At 70.3% G+C, this 17308-nt stretch carries 24 protein-coding genes; 10 read left to right on the forward strand and 14 right to left on the reverse strand.

Annotated features, from left to right (window positions below):
- Positions 1-5 precede the first annotated feature (5 nt).
- The 6 genes from AB5L52_RS23705 to AB5L52_RS23730 form a co-directional block, all read right to left on the reverse strand.
- Entirely contained in the window at positions 6-1490 is a 1485-nt protein-coding gene (locus tag AB5L52_RS23705; protein ID WP_369366042.1) for a sensor histidine kinase, read from the reverse strand.
- Positions 1487-2221 carry a response regulator transcription factor gene (locus tag AB5L52_RS23710; RefSeq protein ID WP_351030855.1) on the reverse strand — a complete coding sequence of 245 codons (735 nt, stop codon included), beginning with the start codon at positions 2219-2221 and terminating at the stop codon, positions 1487-1489. The genes AB5L52_RS23705 and AB5L52_RS23710 overlap by 4 nt, the downstream gene beginning before the upstream one ends.
- A gap of 265 nt (positions 2222-2486) precedes the next feature.
- The gene (locus AB5L52_RS23715) at positions 2487-2744 is read right to left on the reverse strand and encodes a hypothetical protein (RefSeq protein ID WP_351030853.1); all 258 of its coding nucleotides are present in this window, start codon (positions 2742-2744) and stop codon (positions 2487-2489) included.
- A gap of 46 nt (positions 2745-2790) precedes the next feature.
- On the reverse strand, positions 2791-3816 hold the full coding sequence (locus AB5L52_RS23720; RefSeq protein ID WP_351030850.1) for a trypsin-like peptidase domain-containing protein: 1026 nt from the start codon (positions 3814-3816) through the stop codon (positions 2791-2793).
- Positions 3817-3963: 147 nt separating this feature from the next.
- Complete coding sequence (locus AB5L52_RS23725; RefSeq protein ID WP_351030848.1) at positions 3964-4989, reverse strand: LacI family DNA-binding transcriptional regulator; 1026 nt, start codon at positions 4987-4989, stop codon at positions 3964-3966.
- Positions 4990-5086: 97 nt separating this feature from the next.
- Positions 5087-5887, reverse strand: a complete 801-nt coding sequence (locus AB5L52_RS23730; protein ID WP_351030846.1) for a response regulator transcription factor — start codon at positions 5885-5887, stop codon at positions 5087-5089.
- A 181-nt stretch (positions 5888-6068) separates the two neighbouring features.
- Between AB5L52_RS23730 and AB5L52_RS23735 the strand changes: the two genes are divergently transcribed.
- The 3 genes from AB5L52_RS23735 to AB5L52_RS23745 all read left to right on the forward strand — a co-directional run bounded on the left by AB5L52_RS23735 (position 6069) and on the right by AB5L52_RS23745 (position 8496).
- Positions 6069-6920: an alpha/beta fold hydrolase gene (locus AB5L52_RS23735; protein ID WP_351030843.1), complete on the forward strand. Its 852-nt coding sequence runs from the start codon at positions 6069-6071 to the stop codon at positions 6918-6920.
- A gap of 66 nt (positions 6921-6986) precedes the next feature.
- Complete coding sequence (locus AB5L52_RS23740; RefSeq protein WP_369366045.1) at positions 6987-7241, forward strand: MoaD/ThiS family protein; 255 nt, start codon at positions 6987-6989, stop codon at positions 7239-7241.
- Between the two features lie 4 nt (positions 7242-7245).
- Positions 7246-8496 (forward strand): hypothetical protein, encoded by a 1251-nt coding sequence (locus AB5L52_RS23745; RefSeq protein ID WP_369366046.1) that lies wholly within the window; start codon positions 7246-7248, stop codon positions 8494-8496.
- Positions 8497-8694: 198 nt separating this feature from the next.
- On the opposite strand, the gene AB5L52_RS23750 is transcribed toward AB5L52_RS23745, so the two are convergent.
- The 4 genes from AB5L52_RS23750 to AB5L52_RS23765 all read right to left on the reverse strand — a co-directional run bounded on the left by AB5L52_RS23750 (position 8695) and on the right by AB5L52_RS23765 (position 11015).
- Complete coding sequence (locus AB5L52_RS23750) at positions 8695-8982, reverse strand: DUF1416 domain-containing protein (protein ID WP_351030838.1); 288 nt, start codon at positions 8980-8982, stop codon at positions 8695-8697.
- Positions 8983-9008: 26 nt separating this feature from the next.
- Positions 9009-9848 carry a sulfurtransferase gene (locus AB5L52_RS23755; protein WP_351568903.1) on the reverse strand — a complete coding sequence of 280 codons (840 nt, stop codon included), beginning with the start codon at positions 9846-9848 and terminating at the stop codon, positions 9009-9011.
- 124 nt (positions 9849-9972) lie between these two features.
- Positions 9973-10080 carry an Ms5788A family Cys-rich leader peptide gene (locus tag AB5L52_RS23760; RefSeq protein ID WP_348273507.1) on the reverse strand — a complete coding sequence of 36 codons (108 nt, stop codon included), beginning with the start codon at positions 10078-10080 and terminating at the stop codon, positions 9973-9975.
- Between the two features lie 197 nt (positions 10081-10277).
- Entirely contained in the window at positions 10278-11015 is a 738-nt protein-coding gene (locus tag AB5L52_RS23765) for a DUF2993 domain-containing protein (protein WP_369366048.1), read from the reverse strand.
- 119 nt (positions 11016-11134) lie between these two features.
- Here AB5L52_RS23765 and AB5L52_RS23770 point away from each other — a divergent pair, with 119 nt between their 5' ends.
- Positions 11135-11398: a DUF3099 domain-containing protein gene (locus AB5L52_RS23770; RefSeq protein WP_351030831.1), complete on the forward strand. Its 264-nt coding sequence runs from the start codon at positions 11135-11137 to the stop codon at positions 11396-11398.
- 54 nt (positions 11399-11452) lie between these two features.
- Here the strand turns inward: AB5L52_RS23770 and AB5L52_RS23775 are convergent, their stop codons facing one another.
- The 3 genes from AB5L52_RS23775 to AB5L52_RS23785 are packed head-to-tail and all read right to left on the reverse strand — an operon-like array spanning position 11453 to position 12455.
- Positions 11453-11815, reverse strand: coding sequence for a DsrE family protein (locus AB5L52_RS23775; RefSeq protein ID WP_369366050.1), 363 nt, complete (start codon positions 11813-11815; stop codon positions 11453-11455).
- Positions 11812-12054, reverse strand: coding sequence for a hypothetical protein (locus AB5L52_RS23780; RefSeq protein WP_369366052.1), 243 nt, complete (start codon positions 12052-12054; stop codon positions 11812-11814). The genes AB5L52_RS23775 and AB5L52_RS23780 overlap by 4 nt, the downstream gene beginning before the upstream one ends.
- A complete protein-coding gene (locus AB5L52_RS23785; RefSeq protein WP_351030823.1) occupies positions 12051-12455 on the reverse strand; it encodes a hypothetical protein in 405 nt (134 codons plus the stop codon). Before AB5L52_RS23785 ends, AB5L52_RS23780 begins: the two co-directional genes overlap by 4 nt.
- 163 nt (positions 12456-12618) lie before the next feature.
- Between AB5L52_RS23785 and AB5L52_RS23790 the strand changes: the two genes are divergently transcribed.
- The 5 genes from AB5L52_RS23790 to AB5L52_RS23810 all read left to right on the forward strand — a co-directional run bounded on the left by AB5L52_RS23790 (position 12619) and on the right by AB5L52_RS23810 (position 15941).
- Positions 12619-13461, forward strand: coding sequence for a helix-turn-helix domain-containing protein (locus tag AB5L52_RS23790; protein WP_369368956.1), 843 nt, complete (start codon positions 12619-12621; stop codon positions 13459-13461).
- On the forward strand, positions 13443-13715 hold the full coding sequence (locus tag AB5L52_RS23795) for a DUF397 domain-containing protein (protein WP_351030821.1): 273 nt from the start codon (positions 13443-13445) through the stop codon (positions 13713-13715). Before AB5L52_RS23790 ends, AB5L52_RS23795 begins: the two co-directional genes overlap by 19 nt.
- 221 nt (positions 13716-13936) lie before the next feature.
- On the forward strand, positions 13937-14512 hold the full coding sequence (locus AB5L52_RS23800; protein ID WP_369366054.1) for an FABP family protein: 576 nt from the start codon (positions 13937-13939) through the stop codon (positions 14510-14512).
- Between the two features lie 16 nt (positions 14513-14528).
- Complete coding sequence (locus AB5L52_RS23805; protein ID WP_351030817.1) at positions 14529-14966, forward strand: Fur family transcriptional regulator; 438 nt, start codon at positions 14529-14531, stop codon at positions 14964-14966.
- Between the two features lie 9 nt (positions 14967-14975).
- The gene (locus AB5L52_RS23810) at positions 14976-15941 is read left to right on the forward strand and encodes a folate-binding protein (protein ID WP_351030816.1); all 966 of its coding nucleotides are present in this window, start codon (positions 14976-14978) and stop codon (positions 15939-15941) included.
- A 51-nt stretch (positions 15942-15992) separates the two neighbouring features.
- Here AB5L52_RS23810 and dtd read toward each other — a convergent pair whose 3' ends face one another.
- Positions 15993-16418, reverse strand: coding sequence for a D-aminoacyl-tRNA deacylase (gene dtd, locus AB5L52_RS23815; RefSeq protein ID WP_369366057.1), 426 nt, complete (start codon positions 16416-16418; stop codon positions 15993-15995).
- Positions 16419-16577: 159 nt separating this feature from the next.
- Here dtd and AB5L52_RS23820 point away from each other — a divergent pair, with 159 nt between their 5' ends.
- Positions 16578-17306 (forward strand): aerial mycelium formation protein, encoded by a 729-nt coding sequence (locus AB5L52_RS23820; RefSeq protein WP_369366059.1) that lies wholly within the window; start codon positions 16578-16580, stop codon positions 17304-17306.
- Positions 17307-17308 lie beyond the last annotated feature (2 nt).

Raw genomic sequence — 17308 nt, forward strand, 5'->3', positions numbered from 1 at the left:
CCGGCTCAGCCGGCCGGCGTCCCGGCGGCCGCCTCCGGTGTCTCCGGCGGCGGTGTCGGCGCGCCCGGCAGTCGTACCGTCGCCACCGTGCCGCCGCCGTTCGCGGGGGACAGGGTGACCTCGCCGCCCGCCTGCCGGACCGTGCGGGCCACGATCGACAGGCCGAGGCCGGAGCCCGGCAGGGCGCGGGCACTGGGGGAGCGCCAGAAGCGGTCGAAGACGTGCGGGAGTTCGTCCTCGGGGACGCCGGGACCGTGGTCGCGGACGGTCAGGACGCCCTCGCTCAGCCGCACCTCGACCGTGCCGCTGCCGGGGCTGAACTTCACCGCGTTGTCGAGGATGTTGACGACCGCCCGCTCCAGCGCGGTGGGCTCCGCCCGTACGTACCAGGGCTCCAGGTCCGCCGTGATCGTCAGCTCCGGGCCGCGCAGCCGGGCGCGGCGCAGCGCCGCCTCGACCGTCTCCTGGAACGACACCACCTGGACGCGCTCGCCCTGCTGCCCCTCCGAGCGGGACAGTTCCTGCAAGTCGCCGATCAGCGAGGCCAGTTCGGTCATCTGGGCCTTCACCGAGGCGAGCAGGGCCTTGCGGTCCTCCGGCGGGATGGGCCGGCCGGTCTCCTCGCTGCGGGTGAGGAGTTCGATGTTCGTCCGCAACGACGTCAGAGGCGTACGGAGTTCATGGCCGGCGTCGGCGATCAGCTGCTGCTGGAGGTCGCGGGAGCCGGCCAGCGCGGTGGTCATCGAGTTGAAGGAGCGGGAGAGGCGGGCGATCTCGTCCTCGCTGTCGTCCTCCACCGGGATCCGGACGGCGAGGTCCTCGGTCCGCGCCACGTGCTCCACGGCCTCGGTGAGCTTGTCGACGGGGCGCAGCCCCGCACGGGCCACGGCGAGGCCCGCGGCACCGGCTCCCACGACGCCGATCCCGGAGACGAGCAGCAGGATGAGCGCGAGGTCGTTGAGGGTCTTCTCGGTGTTCGCGAGCGGGACGGCGGTCATCCAGGCGGCACCGGGATACGACTGGAGCCCGGTGTCCGTGCCGACCACGAGCGGCATGGTGAGCACCCGGACCGGGTTCCCGTTGGTGTCCGTGCCGTTGCGGAGAATGCCGCCCTGGCTGGTGTCGCGCCCGACGATCGCCCGGTCGGCCGGGGTGGTCCTCACCACGCCCGGGGAGTCCTGCGAGACACAGGCCGTGCCGTCCGCCTTGATCAACTGCGAGTAGAGGGTGGTGCGGCCCGGCCAGGCGTTGGAGGAGTCCGTCGGCTTCTGCGGGCAGGCCGCCAGCAGGTCGAGCACCTGTCCGGCGCGCACGGGATGCTGCGACGAGTTCTGCAGATCCTTGTCGACCAGGTCGTACAGTTTCCCCTGCACGATGAACCAGCACGTCACCGAGACCGCCGCCACCGCGAACGCCACCGCCGCCGCGACCAGCATCGCCAGCCGGGCCCGGATGGGCAGTGCGCGGTACCGCCGTACCAGCTTGCTCACTCGGCGCCGCCCTGGCGCAGGACGTACCCCACGCCCCGCACGGTGTGCACGAGGCGCGGCTCGCCGCCGGCCTCGGTCTTGCGGCGCAGGTACATGACGTAGACGTCCAGGGAGTTCGAGCTCGGCTCGAAGTCGAAGCCCCAGACTGCCTTCAGGATCTGCTCGCGGGTGAGGACCTGGCGCGGGTGCGCCATGAACATCTCCAGCAGGGTGAACTCCGTACGGGTCAGTTCGACCTGGCGGCCGCCCCGGGTGACCTCGCGGGTCGCGAGGTCCATGCGCAGGTCGCCGAAGGTCAGCGCCTCGTCCTCCTGGGCCGCGGCCGACACCGCGGCCGCGTACGAGCTGCGGCGCAGCAGGGCGCGGATCCGGGCGAAGAGTTCGTCCAGTTCGAAGGGCTTGACCAGGTAGTCGTCGGCGCCCGCGTCGAGTCCGGTCACCCGGTCGCCCACCGTGTCGCGGGCCGTGAGCATGAGGATCGGGGTGGTGTCGCCGGCGCCGCGGATGCGGCGGGCCGCCGTCAGGCCGTCCATACGGGGCATCTGGATGTCCAGGACGACCAGGTCGGGCTTGTAGACGGTGGCCTTCTCCAGCGCGTCCGCGCCGTCGACGGCCACCTCCGTGTCGTACCCGTCGAACGCGAGGCTGCGCTGGAGCGCCTCGCGTACCGCCGGCTCGTCGTCGACGATCAGGATGCGCTGGGGGTCACGGTCGCCTTCGGCGGGGCTCATCGCTCGCGATTCCTCGGGGTGCGGGTGTGTGGGTGGGTGGGTGGGTGGGATGAAGGGGTTTCTCTCAGCCTGCCACGACCGGCGGGCCCTGCCACGACCGGCGGGCCGCGAGCCCCACCGCCGTGAGCCCGGCGCGGCCCACTGCCGGTGCCGTGGTCGGGTGTGGCCCGCTGCCGGTGTCGTGGTCGGGTCCGCCCCACTCCAGATGCCGTAGCCGGGCGGGGCCCACTGCCGGTGCCGTGGTCGGGCGGAGCCACTGTCGTGGTCAGGCTCGGACCGCGGTCAGGCGGTTCAGGGGGACCTTGCGGCGGTGGGTGCGGACGGGGGCGGTGCGCAGGCCCATCAGCTCCGGGAACGTCACGGCCACTTCGGGTGCACGCGGTGCCGACCGGGGCGTGCGGGAGGCCGGCTCGGGCTCGCGGGGCGCCGGGATGGGCGCGTGCAGGTTCCTGGAGACCGAGAGGGCCAGGATGATGTCGGCGGGACCTCGGAGGGCGATCTGGTGCGAAACCTTCGTGATCATGACGTACTCCCTGCTGGACGTGCCCCCTGCTGACTGAGGTGAAGCGTTAGCTCTTGGTGCCCGCCCGCAGCTTCGCCAGGTCGGACTTGACGGTGTTGACGGGGATCGCGAAGCCGAGGCCGATGCTGCCCGCGTCGGAGGACGACGAGGACTGCTGACTCGACGAGTACATCGCGGAGTTGATGCCGATGACGTTCCCGCCGGCGTCGATCAGCGCGCCACCGGAGTTGCCGGGGTTGAGGGACGCGTCGGTCTGGATCGCCTTGTACGTCGTCGTCGACGAACCGGTGTCGCCGTTGAACTGACGGCCGCCGAACTGGAACGGCCAGCTGCCGTCGCCGCCCTGGCCCTGGCTCTCGTCGGTGGAGACGGTCACGTCCCGGTTGAGCGCGGAGACGATACCGCTGGTGACGGTGCCGGTCAGGCCCTCGGGGGAGCCGATCGCGACGACCGAGTCACCGACCTGGACGCCCGACGAGTTGCCGAGGGACGCGGGCTTCAGACCGGAGGCGCCCCGCAGCTTGATCAGCGCGAGGTCCTTGGAGCTGTCGGTGCCGACGACCTCGGCGGTGTAGCTCTTGCCGTCGCTGGTGCGCACCTTGACGGACTGCGCGCCGGAGATGACGTGGTTGTTGGTGACGATCTCGCCGTCACCGGTGATGATCACGCCGGAGCCGGTGGACGAGCCGTTGCCGAGGGCCGCCTGGACCTCGACCACGCTCGGGCTGACCGCGGCCGCGATCGCCGCGACGTCGCCCTTCTTGCCGGCCGGCACCACATGGGTGCTCGGGCCGGCGGTGGCGACCGTGTCCTTGCCGGTCAGTTCCTGGAAGGCGTACGCGGTGCCGCCGCCGACCGCCGCCGCGACGATCGCGACGGCCGCGAGGAGGGCGACCGGACCCCGGTTGCCCCGGCGCTTGTGGGGGGCCGGGTCCATGGGAGGCTGGTACGGCGGCGGGGGCGGCCACTCAGGGCCCACGGGAGCGGAGTGGCTCGCGGGAGCGGAGTAGGAGGAGTGCTGCTGCGGGTACTGCGGATACCGCTGCGCGTCGTTGCCCTGGCTCTCGGTCATGTCAAAGAGAGTCCCCCGCGAACGTGAGAGCTTCCTGAGTACCGGCTGAGAAGCCCGGCAGAACCTCGTTTGCCCGATATAAAGGCGGACCATGCAGACGGACCCGGAAGCCGCTCGCAGACTCGGCAGAGCCGGTGCCGGGGCTGCTCAGCTCCCACAGCCGCAGGACGTCCGCACCACCAGCCGGGACGGGAACGTCTTCAGCCGCTCACGGCGCGAGCCCGCCACCCGCAGCCCGTCGTCCAGGACCAGGTCGACCGCCGCGCGGGCCATCGCCGAGCGGTCCGAGGCGACCGTGGTCAGCGGCGGGTCGGCGAGCGCCGCCTCCTTGATGTCGTCGAAGCCGGCCACCGCCAGCTCGCCGGGCACGTCGATGCGCAGCTCGCGCGCGGCCCGCAGCAGGCCGATCGCCTGGTCGTCGGTGGAGCAGAAGATCGCCGGCGGGCGGCGCGGCCCGGAGAGGATCTCCAGGGCGACGCGATACGCGTCGTAGCGGTTGTACGGCGCCTCGAACAGCCGGCCCTCGATGGGCAGGCCCGCCTCGGCCATGGCCCGCTTCCAGCCCTCGACGTGGTCGGAGACCGGGTCGCCGACGGCCGGCGTCTCCGCCGTACCGCCCATACAGGCGACGTACTCGTAGCCGTGCTCCAGCAGATGGCGTACGGCGAGCTGGGCGCCGCCCAGGTCGTCCGTGACCACGGCGACGTCGTCGATGGCCTCGGGCCGCTCGTGCAGCAGCACCACCCGGGCGTCCCAGGCGTCGATCTCGGCGGCGGCCAGGTCGTTCAGGGCGTGGGAGACGAGGATGAGCCCGGAGACGCGCATGCCCAGGAAGGCGCGCAGATAGTGGACCTCGCGTTCGCCGATGTAATCGGTGTTGCCGACCAGGACCATCTTTCCGCGCTCGGAGGCGGCCTGCTCGACCGCGTGCGCCATCTCGCCGAAGAAGGGCTGACGGGCGTCCGGGATGATCAGGCCTATGAGGTCGGTGCGGCGCGAGGCCATCGCCTGGGCCACCCGGTCGGGCCGGTACCCCAGTTCCTTGATCGCCGCGAGGACACGCTCGCGCGTGGCCGGGGCGACCGGCCGGGGTCCGTTGTTGATGACATAACTGACGACGGCGGTGGAGGTTCCAGCCAGCCGTGCCACGTCATCCCGAGTCACCTTGGCCACGCGCGGAGTCTACGCGGATGGACCCGCTCTGGGCAGGGCGTATCAGTGCTTGGATGTGCTGAAGCAATGCCCCGCCCGGGCGCGTTCCATGCCTGCGCTAGACGTCCGCGTGGATCTCCTCGCCGCTCGGCACGGCGGAAGCGTCCGCATCTTCCGCCTTTGCCCGGTCCGCCCCGGCCTTGGCCTTCTCCGCGGAGCGGTCGGTCTTCTCACCGGACCGGTCGGCCTTCTCGGGCGTAACGAATCGATAACCGACGTTCCGTACGGTGCCGATCAGCGACTCGTGCTCCGGGCCGAGCTTGGCGCGCAGGCGCCGTACGTGCACGTCGACCGTCCGGGTGCCGCCGAAGTAGTCGTAGCCCCACACCTCCTGCAGCAGCTGGGCGCGGGTGAAGACCCGGCCCGGGTGCTGGGCGAGGTACTTCAGCAGCTCGAACTCCTTGAAGGTGAGGTCGAGGACCCGCCCCTTGAGTTTCGCGCTGTACGTCGCCTCGTCCACGGAGAGGTCGCCGTTGCGGATCTCCATCGGGGAGTCGTCGTTGACGATCTGCTGCCGGCCCATGGCCAGCCGCAGCCGTGCCTCCACCTCCGCGGGCCCCGCGGTGTCGAGAAGCACGTCGTCGATGCCCCAGTCGGCGGTGACGGCGGCGAGACCGCCCTCGGTGACGACGAGGACCAGCGGACATCCGGGGCCGGTGGAGCGCAGCAGCTGGCACAGGCTGCGCACCTGCGGCAGATCACGGCGGCCGTCGACGAGGATCACGTCGGCGCCCGGGGTGTCGACCAGGGCGGGGCCCTCGGCCGGGGCGACCCGCACATTGTGCAGAAGCAGGCCGAGGGCGGGGAGCACCTCCGTCGACGGCTGGAGGGCGTTGGTCAGGAGCAGCAGAGAACTCATACGTCTGGTTCCTCCTCGGTCCCTGCGAGGCTGTGCGGACGGGCACTGCTCTGCGATCCCGAAGGCCCCGTACACACCCGCGGTCACCTGAGGTTTCCCGCTTCGTATACAACGCTTCCGAAAGCACAAAAGGACCCGGGGGCTGCGCTGCCCGAGTCCTCTGCCCAGCAGAATAGCCCACATGAGGAACCGTCCGGCAGGTCAAGTGGCGCATTCCACCGTTCGTCCGAATCCCGAGACAGGCAGACAGGCCCCTATCCGGACGTTTCTGCACACCGCCGACGGGGTTCCGATCGATTTCGTATACGACCCGGGCACCCTCGTATACGAAACACTCCCGGACGCCCTCCGTTCGCCCGTCCGTGGCCTGGTGTTCGTCGTCGCGCACGGCTTCACCGGGGACGTGGACCGTCCGCACGTACGAAGGGTGGCGGGCGTCCTGGCCCGTTACGGCGCGGTCGTCACCTTCTCCTTCCGGGGCCACGGGCGCTCCGGGGGCCGGTCCACGGTCGGCGACCGGGAGATCCTGGACCTCGCTGCCGCCGTCGAGTGGGCCCGTGGCCGCGGGCACGCGCGCGTGGCGACGGTCGGTTTCTCCATGGGTGGCTCGGTGGTCCTGCGCCACGCGGCCCTGCGCCCCGGCACGACGGACGCGGTGGTCTCGGTCAGCGCCCCCGCCCGCTGGTACTACCGCGGCACGGCCCCCATGCGCCGGCTGCACTGGCTGGTCACCCGCCCCGAGGGCCGCCTGGTCGGCCGCTACGGCCTGCGCACCCGCATCCACCACCGCGACTGGGACCCGGTGCCCCTGTCGCCGGTGCAGGCGGTCCCCAGGATCGCCCCCGCTCCCCTGCTGATCGTGCACGGCGACCGCGACGGCTACTTCCCCCTCGACCACCCCCGGATGCTCGCCGAGGCGGCCGGTGACCACGGGGAACTGTGGGTGGAGCCGGGCATGGGCCACGCTGAGCACGCGGCGGACGACGCGCTGCTGGCCCGGATCGCGGACTGGGCTGTCGGTGCGGCGGGCTAGCCTGACACCATCTGTTCTCTGTCTTTGAAGTCCTTTGATGTCCCTTGCCGCCGATTGAGGAACGAGATGCCCAAGGTCACGGTGCGCTACTGGGCCGCCGCGAAGGCCGCGGCCCGGGTCGCCGAGGAGCCGTACGACGCGGACACGCTCGCCGACGCGCTGGCCGCCGTACGCGCGCGACACCCCGGTGAACTCACGCGCGTGCTGCAGCGATGCTCCTTCCTCGTCGACGGTCACCCCGTCGGGACCCGCGCGCATGAGACGGTACGGCTGGCCGAGGGCGGCACGGTCGAAGTGCTCCCGCCGTTCGCAGGAGGGTGAGGCGATGAGCGACCAGCCGTATCAGGGCGGACAGCCCTACCAGGGCAACCCGTACGAGGGCTACGAGGGCTACGACCCTTATCAGCAGCACCAGCAGCACCAGCAGCAGTGGCCGCAGCAGGACCAGTACGCCGGACACGGGCAGCAGCAGTCCGGCTACGACCCCCAGCCCACCCAGCACTGGCAGGGACAGACCTGGGATTCCCAGACGCACGCGTCGCTCCAGATGCCCGCGCAGGCGGCGGAGACGGCGTATGCGCCGCCGCAGCAGTACGAGGGCCAGTACCAGCAGCAGCCGTACGCGGGCCCGTACACCTCGGCTCCCCAGCCGCAGCCGCACTCCCAGCCGCAGCCGATGCCTCAGCCGCGGCCTGAACCGGCGATGACAGCGGCCCCGACCCCGGCCCCGGCCCCGGCACACGCACAGCGGGCCGTCCCGGAGTCCGAGTCGGAGTCCGAGCCGGCCTACGGACCCGCCACGCTCGCCGGCAACACCCGGATCACGGACGCCCAGCGGGCGCGGCTGGAGGGCCGTTCGCCGATCATCGAGCCCGGTATGCAGCCGGCACTGCTGACCGCGGTGCTGGGCGCGTTGCTGGCCGCGACGGCGCCGATCGCCTCGTACGCGCTGGTCGTCCCGCTGGTGGTGCTCCAGGCGGTGACGGCGGCGGGCTGGTTCCGGCTGAACGGCATGTGGCCGGCCCGGCAGGGCATCGCGCTGGCGTTCGCGGGCGGGCTGGCGGCGGACGTGGCGGTCCTGGCCGCGGGCCGCGACAACGCACCCGCCGCGATCCTCGGCCCGCTGGGCCTGTGGGTCCTGCTGTCCCTGGTCCTGCAGCTGCGTTCGCACGCCTCACCGGACGAGCGGATGTACGGCCTGATGGCAACGGTCGTCTCGGCGGCGCTGTCGGTACTGGCCACCGGGTATCTGGGCGCCGACCCGCACGCGGTGTCCGTGGGCGCGGCGGCGGTGGCGGTGGCGATCGTGGCGAAGGCGCTGCCCCTGCCGGGGCCGGCCGCGATCGTGGTGTCCCTGCTGGCCGCCGCGGGTGCGGGGATCGCCGTGGGCGATGTGACGGGGCTGGGCCCGAAGGGTGCGGCCCTGGGCGTGGCGGCGGGCGTCTGCGCCCTGATCGGCCACCGGGTCGCCGGCTACGACTACCCGTCCCGCTTCGTCCACTTCACCGCGGGCGTGGCACTGCCCCTGTCGGCTGCGGCTCCGGTGGTGTGGGTATTGGGGCGTGCCCTGGGCTGAGGCGCGGGGCTTCGCTTGCGGCCAACGGTGCTGCGGTTCGCCAGGGGGCGCGGGGGACTGCGCGAACGACCCCCGCGCACCCGCACCCGGCACTGACGAGGCACTCCCACGGCGAGCAGCCGAAGGGCCGTACCCCCACTGGTGTCCAACCCCAGGGGTACGGCCCTTGGCCTTTCAGCCCGTCACTGCTGAAACCACTCAGATGGCGATGGCAACCTCGGCCAGACCACCCTGCTGGGCGACGACCGTGCGGTCGGCAGTCGCACCCGGCACCAGCGCCCGCAGGGTCCATGTGCCCTCGGCCGCGTAGAACCGGAACTGACCGGTCGCCGAGGTCGGAACCTCCGCGGTGAACTCGCCGGTCGAGTCGAGGAGACGGACGTACCCCTTCACCGGCTCGCCGTCGCGGGTCACCTGGCCCTGGATCGTGGTCTCACCGGGCTTGATCGTCGAGGCGTCCGGACCGCCGGCCTTCGCTCCACACATGCTGTTCTCCTGATGAAGTGGGTGTCTTACTTGCCGGCGCCGAGCTCGATCGGCACGCCGACGAGGGAGCCGTACTCGGTCCAGGAACCGTCGTAGTTCTTGACGTTCTCCACGCCGAGCAGCTCGTGCAGCACGAACCAGGTCAGGGCCGAGCGCTCACCGATGCGGCAGTAGGCGATCGTGTCCTTGGCGAGGTCCACGTCCTCCTCGGCGTAGAGGGCCTTCAGGTCCTCGTCCGACTTGAACGTGCCGTCGTCGTTGGCGTTCTTCGACCACGGGATGTTCTTCGCGCTCGGGACGTGACCCGGACGCTGCGACTGCTCCTGCGGCAGGTGCGCCGGGGCGAGCAGCTTGCCGGAGAACTCGTCGGGCGAGCGCACGTCGACCAGGTTGTGCGAGCCGATCGCGGCGACGACGTCGTCACGGAAGGCGCGGATGGCGGTGTTCTGCGGCTTGGCCTTGTAGGTGGTCTCGGCGCGCTCCGGGACCTCATCGACCAGCTCGCGGGCGTCCAGCTCCCACTTCTTGCGGCCGCCGTCGAGAAGCTTCACGTTCTCGTGGCCGTAGAGCTTGAAGTACCAGTAGGCGTACGACGCGAACCAGTTGTTGTTGCCGCCGTAGAGGATCACCAGGGTGTCGTTGGCGATGCCCTTCGCCGACAGGAGCTTCTCGAAGCCGGCCTGGTCGATGAAGTCGCGGCGGACCGGGTCCTGCAGGTCCTTGGTCCAGTCGATACGGATCGCGTTCTTGATGTGGTTCTTCTCGTAGGCGGACGTGTCCTCGTCCACTTCCACGATCGCGATGTTCGGGTTGTCCAGGTTGTCCTGGACCCAGTCGGCGTCGACGAGGACGTCGCTGCGGCTCATGCTCTTTCTCCTCCGGGGCAGTTGCGGCAGGGCGTGCGAGTAGAGAGGGGTGTGCGGCGCATACGGCGCACGGGTGCCCTTCCAGCAGGGCAGGGCGTGAGATGCGGAAGTCGGGGACTTTCGCTCAGAAGGGGCGACAGAGCATGGCGGCAACGCGGCACAGGTCCACTGCCCGCCGCTTCGTGAGATCCGCCTGTCCCCGCGGCTGGAGGACGCTTGTCGAATACCGCATGGGCCCGATCGTAGGGACGTCCGGGGAGGCGTGTCACCGGTGTGTCATATGACGAGACACGATCGTCCGTATGGCGGGACGAGAAAGGCGCCCGGCGGCCGTCGTGCGGCCTGCCGAGCGCTCGTACGGGTCTCGGATCTACGTTACGGACGACACCGTCTCGCCAGTCGGACAATCCCCGTCCACAAGCGGTACTACTACCCCGCCAGCTTGACGTGGGAACCCTTCACCGAGATCTGCACACCGTCCGCCGCGGCCTGCACCTTGTCCAGCTTGATGCCGCCGGGCAGCTGGTCGACGGCCTGCTGGAAGTCGGTGATCTCGCGGATGCGGGTCTCGGCGATCGCGGCGGCGCCGAGCCTGGGCAGCGAGTCGGCGTGGACCTGCACCTTGTCGTTCTCGACGGTCACCGAGCTGAGCACCGGCACCGTCTGCTTGATCCCCAGGGCGGAGATGGTGCCTTCGACCATGACCTTGATCTTGCCGTTGCCGCCGTCGGAGAGGCCGACGATCCTGGCCGTGATCCCGGGGGCGACCTCGGTCGGCTGGGCCTTGGCGGTCTTCATGAGCTCGGCGTACGAGATGGTCGCGGTGCCGGTGGCGCTGTCCGCGGTGGCCGAGCTGTAGTTCCCGGAGAAGGAGACGCCCTTCATGTCGGCCTTCAGGTCGCCGATCCGGATCTTCTGGCCGGTGGTCCCGGTGGCCGCGCCGTAGTCCTTGATCCCGACCTCGACGTCGTCGAGCGACCCGCCCGCGACCTGGGTGAGGAAGGGGAACCCCTTGATGTTCACATCCGGCGTCGAGGCGAGGTTCTCCGTCGACTTCAGCTTGTCGGCCGCCTGCCCCTCGGCGAAGTGCACGGCGATCCGGTCCGCGATCACGAACAGCCCGCCCAGGATCACGACGAGGATCAGGATTATTCGCAGGGCGCGCATGTGGTGTTTCCCCCCGGGGCGGAGACTGGTGTGGCTACGTCACGGTAACCCTGCGGGCCGGGCCCGGGCGGCGATTGTGGATCACTTGTGACAGGGACCTCCGGACCTACCCTGGTCTTATGTACGCGCGGCGGCGGCACATCTACTTCGCCATGATGGGGACCTGTATCGGGCTCTTCGTCCTGGCCTGGGGAGTCGTGCGCATCTGGTCGGTCCCGGCGGCCGTCGGCATGTGCGTGGTGGCCATGCTGATTCCGCCCGTCGCCGCGATGGTCGCGAACCGGCGGGGCCCGGAGGACCGCTGGTGGGACGACCCCTCCGGCGATCCCCAGTCCGACGAGTGGTGGGACGAACTGGACGGCAAGAAGCGCCCGCGCTCGTAAGAAGACTCAGCGGACGGCTCGGTAGAAGGCTCACTAGAAGGCTGAGGAGAAGGCTCAGTAGACGAGCGCCTGCGTCCCGTCCGCCAGCGCCTCCTGCACGAACACCTGCGCCCCCGCGATCCGTACGCCCTCGATGACGTCCTTCTCGGTGATCGCCCGCCGGGCCGCGCACTGCGTGCACAGCGTGATGCGCCCGGCGGCGAGGATCGAGGCGATCAGATCGGGCAGCGGGGCGGCGTGCGGCAGCTCGAACTCCGCCGCCCGCCCCGGCAGTGCGAACCAGGACGACTCCCCGGTCAGCCACAGCGAGACCTCGACGCCGCTGGCCACGGCCACCGCCGCCACGGTGAAGGCCTGCGAGCAGCGCTCGGGCGCGTCGGCCCCCGCCGTCACCTTGATCACGAGCTTCTTGGTCATACGGGAAGCGTAGCCGCGGCGACGACGGTGACGATCAGAGTGGCGAGACAGAGGGCGGTGAGTACGCCGCTGACGACGGCCCCGTCGACCGACCGCCGACGCCGTCTCTGCCGGGCCTGCTCGGCGAAATACGGGTGGAAGGGCGGCAGCGCGTAGGCGGGCTGGACGAACTCCGGGTCCCGAGGTGTACGCACCTCCGTCTGGCGCCGCTTGCACTCCTCATACGGCAGCCCCGTCACGCCCGGTGCTCCTTCCGCTGGTGCTGGCGCAGCAGGACGTTCGCGTCGGTCTCGGCGCTGCGGTCGTGCTCGGCGCGGGCGGCCTCCCTGCGCCCGGCAAGCTCCGTGCAGGCCGGGCAGCCGGGGATCGGCCAGGGCGGTCGGCTGAGGTCCTCGGGGTCCGGCGGCACGCTCGCACCGGCCGCGCGGGTGTGCTGGTTCGTCGCCCGCACCTCGGCGCTCAGCCGCTCCCGAGGTGTGGCCGGGCGCAGCGAGGCCGGGTCGGCCTGCCACTCCCGGCCGCCGCCGACGGGGCGCAGCGTCGCGTACGGGCCTGACTTGTCCCGGTACTCGCCGACCTGGCTGGTCGCCGGGTCGTAGAGGAGGGATCCGGGTTCGAGGGGCTCCGACTTCGTTGTCATCGGGGCAGCTCCTTTCCATGAACGCCTGTGCGCAGCGCAAGCGCTGAACTACGCTGCGTGTTCGGGTGCTTCGAGCATGGCGCATGGAAGCGGCGTTTGGGCTGTTGAGAGGCTCAAGTTCAACGCTGAGGCCGCCAAATTCGACAAATTCAACGGGAGCGCGATGCCACAGCGGTTGGTGATCACGGGACGGAGCCAGGAGCCGAGGGCACGGTTCGCCGAGGAGTTACGGCTGCGGCGGAGCGAGCGGGGCGTGAGCCTGCGGGACCTTGCCAGGGACGCGGGCTGGGATGCGTCCCTGTTCAGCAAGATGGAGAACGGCCAGACGCTGGGCGGGCCCGAAGTCGTACAGGCGCTGGACCAGTACTACGGGACGTCTCCGCTGCTGGTGACCCTTTGGGAGCTGGCTGTCGCGGACCCGAAGCAGTTCAAGGAGCAGTACCGGGGCTATATGGAGCTGGAGGCGGAGGCGTTCAGCCTGTGGCACTACGGCGTGAGCATCCTGCCAGGCCTGCTCCAGACGGACGGTTACGCGCGTGAGGTCCTCGCGCTGGGCGGCTACAGGGGCAAGGAGCTTGACCAGCAAGTCGAGGCCCGCGCCGGTCGGCGGAACGTGCTGGAGGGCGAGGATGCGCCGCCGTTCCGTGCCCTTATCGCGGAGGCGGTGCTGCGTACGCCGCTACGCGATGCAGGTGAGTGGCGGGAGCAGCTGGAATACCTGCTGGAGGCGTCCGAGCGCCTGAACATCACGATCCAGGTCCTGCTGCAAAGCTCCGGTCTGCATGGACTGGTGAGCACTGACGTGATGTTTCTGCGGCTGCTGGATGGCCAGACGGTGGCCTATGCGGAGAACGCGTACCGTGGTGAACTGGTCGAGGAAAATCGCTCAGTTGAGCAGTTGCAACGTGCGTACGATGCAATGCGTGACCTGGCACTGAACCCGGCCGAGTCGCGGAAGTTCATCCTGCGGATGTTGGAGGAAGAGCCGTGCGGGCCATCGACCTGAGTAACGCGACGTGGCGCAAGAGCAGCTACAGCAATCCGGACGGCGGCCAGTGCGTCGAGGTCTCCGACGACTTCCTGAGCGCCGCCGCCTGGCGCAAGAGCAGCTACAGCAACACGGACGGCGGCGCCTGCGTCGAGGTCGCCGACAACCTCCCCCTCGTCCCCGTCCGCGACAGCAAGGACACCACTCGCACCCCCCTCCTCTTCGGCGCCCCCGCCTGGAAGGCCTTCGTGGACGGGGTCAAAGTGGGCTGAGGCCCGGACGGCGCACCTCCTCAGGAGGGCCGGGCTCCGGCCGCGTAAGCTGGGCCCCGGCTCTGTCGTATGCCCGCCCTCGCTCAAGGAGCTCCCGTGGAAGCATTCTTCGAAACCCTGCTGGTCCTGGTCTGCGTCGGCGTGCTCGCCTTCGCCGGTCTGACCGTGAAGAAGCTGTACCAGGGCCAGCGCTGACCCACACCTAGGAAAGCTTTCCCCTCATGATTGAGATCCCGTCCGACCTGCACAAGGACCTCGTCCCGCTCGCCTTTCTGCTCGGCAACTGGGCCGGTGCGGGCGTGCACGACTTCCCCGGCTCGGAGAAGTGCAACTTCGGGCAGGAGGTCAGCTTCACCCACGACGGCCGGGACTTCCTGGAGTACCACTCGCACACCTGGGTGCTGGACAACGACGGCAACAAGGTCCGCCCGCTGGAGTCGGAGTCCGGCTTCTGGCGGATCGACGCCGACCGCAAGGTCGAGGTGACGATGACCCGCGACGACGGTGTCATCGAGATCTGGTACGGCGAGATGGCCGACAAGAAGCCGCAGATCGACCTGGTCACGGACGCCGTCGCACGGACGGCCGCCTCGCAGCCGTACAGCGGTGGCAAGCGGCTCTACGGGTACGTCAAGAGCGACCTCATGTGGGTCGGCGAGAAGCAGACGCCCGATGTCGAGCTGCGCCCCTACATGTCGGCCCACCTGAAGAAGGTCGTCACTCCGGAGGACGTCGAGCGCTGGGCCAAGGCCCTGCCCGACGACATGCCGGACGACGGCATCGCCTTCTTCAAGTAGTTCTAGACTCGTCGGTGTGGTGAGCACCGACTGGAAGAGTGACCTCAGGCAGCGCGGTTACCGGCTGACGCCGCAGCGGCAGCTTGTGCTCGAAGCCGTGGACACTCTGGAGCACGCGACCCCCGACGACATCCTCGTGGAAGTGCGGAAGACGGCGTCGGGGGTCAACATCTCCACGGTCTACCGGACCCTTGAGCTGCTGGAGGAGCTGGGCCTGGTCAGCCACGCCCACCTCGGGCACGGTGCGCCGACCTACCATCTCGCCGACCGCCACCACCATCTGCACCTGGTGTGCCGCGACTGCGAGAACGTGATCGAGGCCGATGTGGACGTCGCCGCCGAGTTCACGGCGAAGCTGCGCGCGCAGTTCGGTTTCGACACGGACATGAAGCACTTCGCGATCTTCGGCCGGTGCAAGGACTGTTCGCTGAAGAGTTCAACTACCACGTCGTAGGCTGGCCCCATGAAGAGCCCCCTGCTGTCCCTGCCCGGCGCAGTCCCCGCCGAGGGCGTGGACGAAGGTGTCGCCGCCCACTACGGCGACCTGTTCCGCGAGCAGCGCGCCCTCGCCGACGGCACCGGTTTCGTCGACCTCTCGCACCGCGGGGTCGTCACCGTGTCCGGAGCGGACCGGCTGAGCTGGCTGCATCTGCTGCTCACCCAGCACGTCAGCGAGCTGCCGCCCGGCGAGGCCACCGAGGCACTGATCCTGTCCGCGCACGGGCACATCGAGCACGCGCTGTACCTGGTGGACGACGGCACGACCGTCTGGGCGCACGTGGAGCCCGGTACGCAGGACGCGCTGATCGCGTACCTGGAATCGATGAAGTTCTTCTACCGGGTGGAGGTCGCCGACCGGACCGCCGACTTCGCTCTCGTCCACCTGCCGGCCGGGTCGATCGCCGAGGTGCCCGAGGGCGTCGTGGTCCGCGAGACGGCGTACGGCCGTGATCTGTTCCTGCCGCGCGAGGACCTGGAGTCCTTCGCGGCCACGCACGGCCCGGCCGCGGGTCTGCTCGCCTACGAGGCGCTCCGTGTCGAGCACCACCGCCCCCGCCTCGGCTTCGAGACCGACCACCGCACGATCCCGCACGAGCTGGGCTGGATCGGTACGGCGGTGCATCTGCAGAAGGGCTGCTACCGGGGCCAGGAGACGGTCGCCCGCGTCCAGAACCTGGGCAAGCCCCCGCGCCGGCTGGTCTTCCTCCACCTGGACGGCAGCGACGTCCACCTCCCGGTCCCGGGCACGGAGCTCCGCGTCGCGGACGAGGGCCCCGAGGGCCGCAAGATCGGCTTCGTGACGACGTCGGTACGACACCATGAGCTGGGGCCGGTGGCTCTGGCGCTGGTGAAGCGGAACGTGCCGCTCGACGCGCGGCTCCTGGCCGGGGAGACGGCGGCTGCGCAGGAGGTCGTGGTCGAGCCGTAGCCGCGTATCGGCACGGCCCCGCGGCCCTCGGGCAGCTTCAGTGCCGTACGCCTAGATCTCCAGCAATACCGTGAACGGCCCGTCGTTCGTCAGTGACACCCTCATCTGGGCGCCGAAGCGGCCCGTGGCCACTGTCGCGCCGAGCGATCGCAGCTGAGCCACCACCTCGTCCACCAACGGCTCGGCGACGTCACCCGGCGCGGCGGCGTTCCACGTCGGCCTGCGGCCCTTTCGGGCGTCGCCGTACAGAGTGAACTGGCTGATCACCAGCAGCGGGGCGTCGATGTCGCTGCACGACTTCTCGTCCTGCAGCATGCGGATCGACCAGAGCTTGCGGGCGAGTTGCGCTGCCTTCTCCTTCGTGTCGTCATGGGTCACCCCGACGAGCACGCACAGCCCCTCGCCCTCGATCGAGCCGACCGTCTCTCCGTCCACGACGACGCTCGCGCCGTCCACTCTCTGCACCACCGCACGCATGCGGACCATCATGCCGGGTCCCCGGCACGCGGATACAGGGGGTCCAATATAGATCTCTAACCCCCCATCTGGGGCCGTTCGGGGGCACTCGGTCACATAGCGGCCAGTTGGGGTGGCACGATGCTTTCACACGCCGGTCGAGGGGACGGTCACAACCACATGAGCACACCGAGTACGAGCGGGTGGCTGGGGGCGCAGGGGACGTACCGGGCGCCGGTTCAGCGTGCCGACACTCCGGCGGGCGCGACGCTCCCCGCGCCGCCGGCCGAGCCCGATCCGGCTCTGCTGAGCCTGCCTACGGCGCCGGTCGAGCCCGATCCGGCCCTGTTGAGCCTGCCTACGGCGCCGGTCGAGCCCGATCCGGCCCTGTTGAGCCTGCCCGCGCCGCCGCCCGAGCCGGATCTGGCCCTGTTGAGCCTGCCCGAGCTGCGCACCCTGCGGCGGGACGCCCAGCGCGAAGAGGCGGACCTCAGCTATGTGCGGCGGTTGCTGCAGGGCCGGATCGACATCCTGCGCGCGGAGCTGTGCCGGCGCGGCCGGGCCGCGCTGCCGGCGCCCGCGGACGGTTCCGTGGTCGACCGGCTCCCGGAGATCCTCAAGGACGCCCCGGCCCGGCACCGCTCCTCGGCCCGCCATGTCACGCTCGGCACCCCGCACAACGAGGAGTACGGGCAGCTGGCCGCCGAGATGCTCGCCGAGGTCGAACTGTCCGACCTCCAGGCCCGCACGGATCCCGAACTGGCCACCGCGATGGGGCGGTTGGTCCAGTACGAGCAGGAGGTCTCCCGGCGCCGCCAGCATCTGCAGCGCACGGCCGACGACTCCAGCGCGGAGATCGCCCGCCGCTACCGGGTGGGCGAGGCCCAGGTGGACGACCTGCTGATCTGAGG

This window comes from Streptomyces sp. CG4, from assembly GCF_041080655.1.
Lineage (GTDB): Bacteria > Actinomycetota > Actinomycetes > Streptomycetales > Streptomycetaceae > Streptomyces.

Coding starts and splice junctions, on each gene's coding strand:
- AB5L52_RS23735 (WP_351030843.1), top strand. CDS start 6,069: ATGAGGAACCGTCCGGCAGGTCAAGTGGCGCATTCCACCGTTCGTCCG.
- AB5L52_RS23720 (WP_351030850.1), bottom strand. CDS start 3,816: ATGACCGAGAGCCAGGGCAACGACGCGCAGCGGTATCCGCAGTACCCG.
- AB5L52_RS23715 (WP_351030853.1), bottom strand. CDS start 2,744: ATGATCACGAAGGTTTCGCACCAGATCGCCCTCCGAGGTCCCGCCGAC.
- AB5L52_RS23750 (WP_351030838.1), bottom strand. CDS start 8,982: ATGTGTGGAGCGAAGGCCGGCGGTCCGGACGCCTCGACGATCAAGCCC.
- dtd (WP_369366057.1), bottom strand. CDS start 16,418: ATGCGTGCGGTGGTGCAGAGAGTGGACGGCGCGAGCGTCGTCGTGGAC.
- AB5L52_RS23710 (WP_351030855.1), bottom strand. CDS start 2,221: ATGAGCCCCGCCGAAGGCGACCGTGACCCCCAGCGCATCCTGATCGTC.
- AB5L52_RS23810 (WP_351030816.1), top strand. CDS start 14,976: ATGAAGAGCCCCCTGCTGTCCCTGCCCGGCGCAGTCCCCGCCGAGGGC.
- AB5L52_RS23755 (WP_351568903.1), bottom strand. CDS start 9,848: ATGAGCCGCAGCGACGTCCTCGTCGACGCCGACTGGGTCCAGGACAAC.
- AB5L52_RS23765 (WP_369366048.1), bottom strand. CDS start 11,015: ATGCGCGCCCTGCGAATAATCCTGATCCTCGTCGTGATCCTGGGCGGG.
- AB5L52_RS23745 (WP_369366046.1), top strand. CDS start 7,246: ATGAGCGACCAGCCGTATCAGGGCGGACAGCCCTACCAGGGCAACCCG.
- AB5L52_RS23785 (WP_351030823.1), bottom strand. CDS start 12,455: ATGACAACGAAGTCGGAGCCCCTCGAACCCGGATCCCTCCTCTACGAC.
- AB5L52_RS23790 (WP_369368956.1), top strand. CDS start 12,619: ATGCCACAGCGGTTGGTGATCACGGGACGGAGCCAGGAGCCGAGGGCA.
- AB5L52_RS23770 (WP_351030831.1), top strand. CDS start 11,135: ATGTACGCGCGGCGGCGGCACATCTACTTCGCCATGATGGGGACCTGT.
- AB5L52_RS23730 (WP_351030846.1), bottom strand. CDS start 5,887: ATGAGTTCTCTGCTGCTCCTGACCAACGCCCTCCAGCCGTCGACGGAG.
- AB5L52_RS23820 (WP_369366059.1), top strand. CDS start 16,578: ATGAGCACACCGAGTACGAGCGGGTGGCTGGGGGCGCAGGGGACGTAC.
- AB5L52_RS23775 (WP_369366050.1), bottom strand. CDS start 11,815: ATGACCAAGAAGCTCGTGATCAAGGTGACGGCGGGGGCCGACGCGCCC.
- AB5L52_RS23740 (WP_369366045.1), top strand. CDS start 6,987: ATGCCCAAGGTCACGGTGCGCTACTGGGCCGCCGCGAAGGCCGCGGCC.
- AB5L52_RS23760 (WP_348273507.1), bottom strand. CDS start 10,080: ATGCGGTATTCGACAAGCGTCCTCCAGCCGCGGGGACAGGCGGATCTC.
- AB5L52_RS23800 (WP_369366054.1), top strand. CDS start 13,937: ATGATTGAGATCCCGTCCGACCTGCACAAGGACCTCGTCCCGCTCGCC.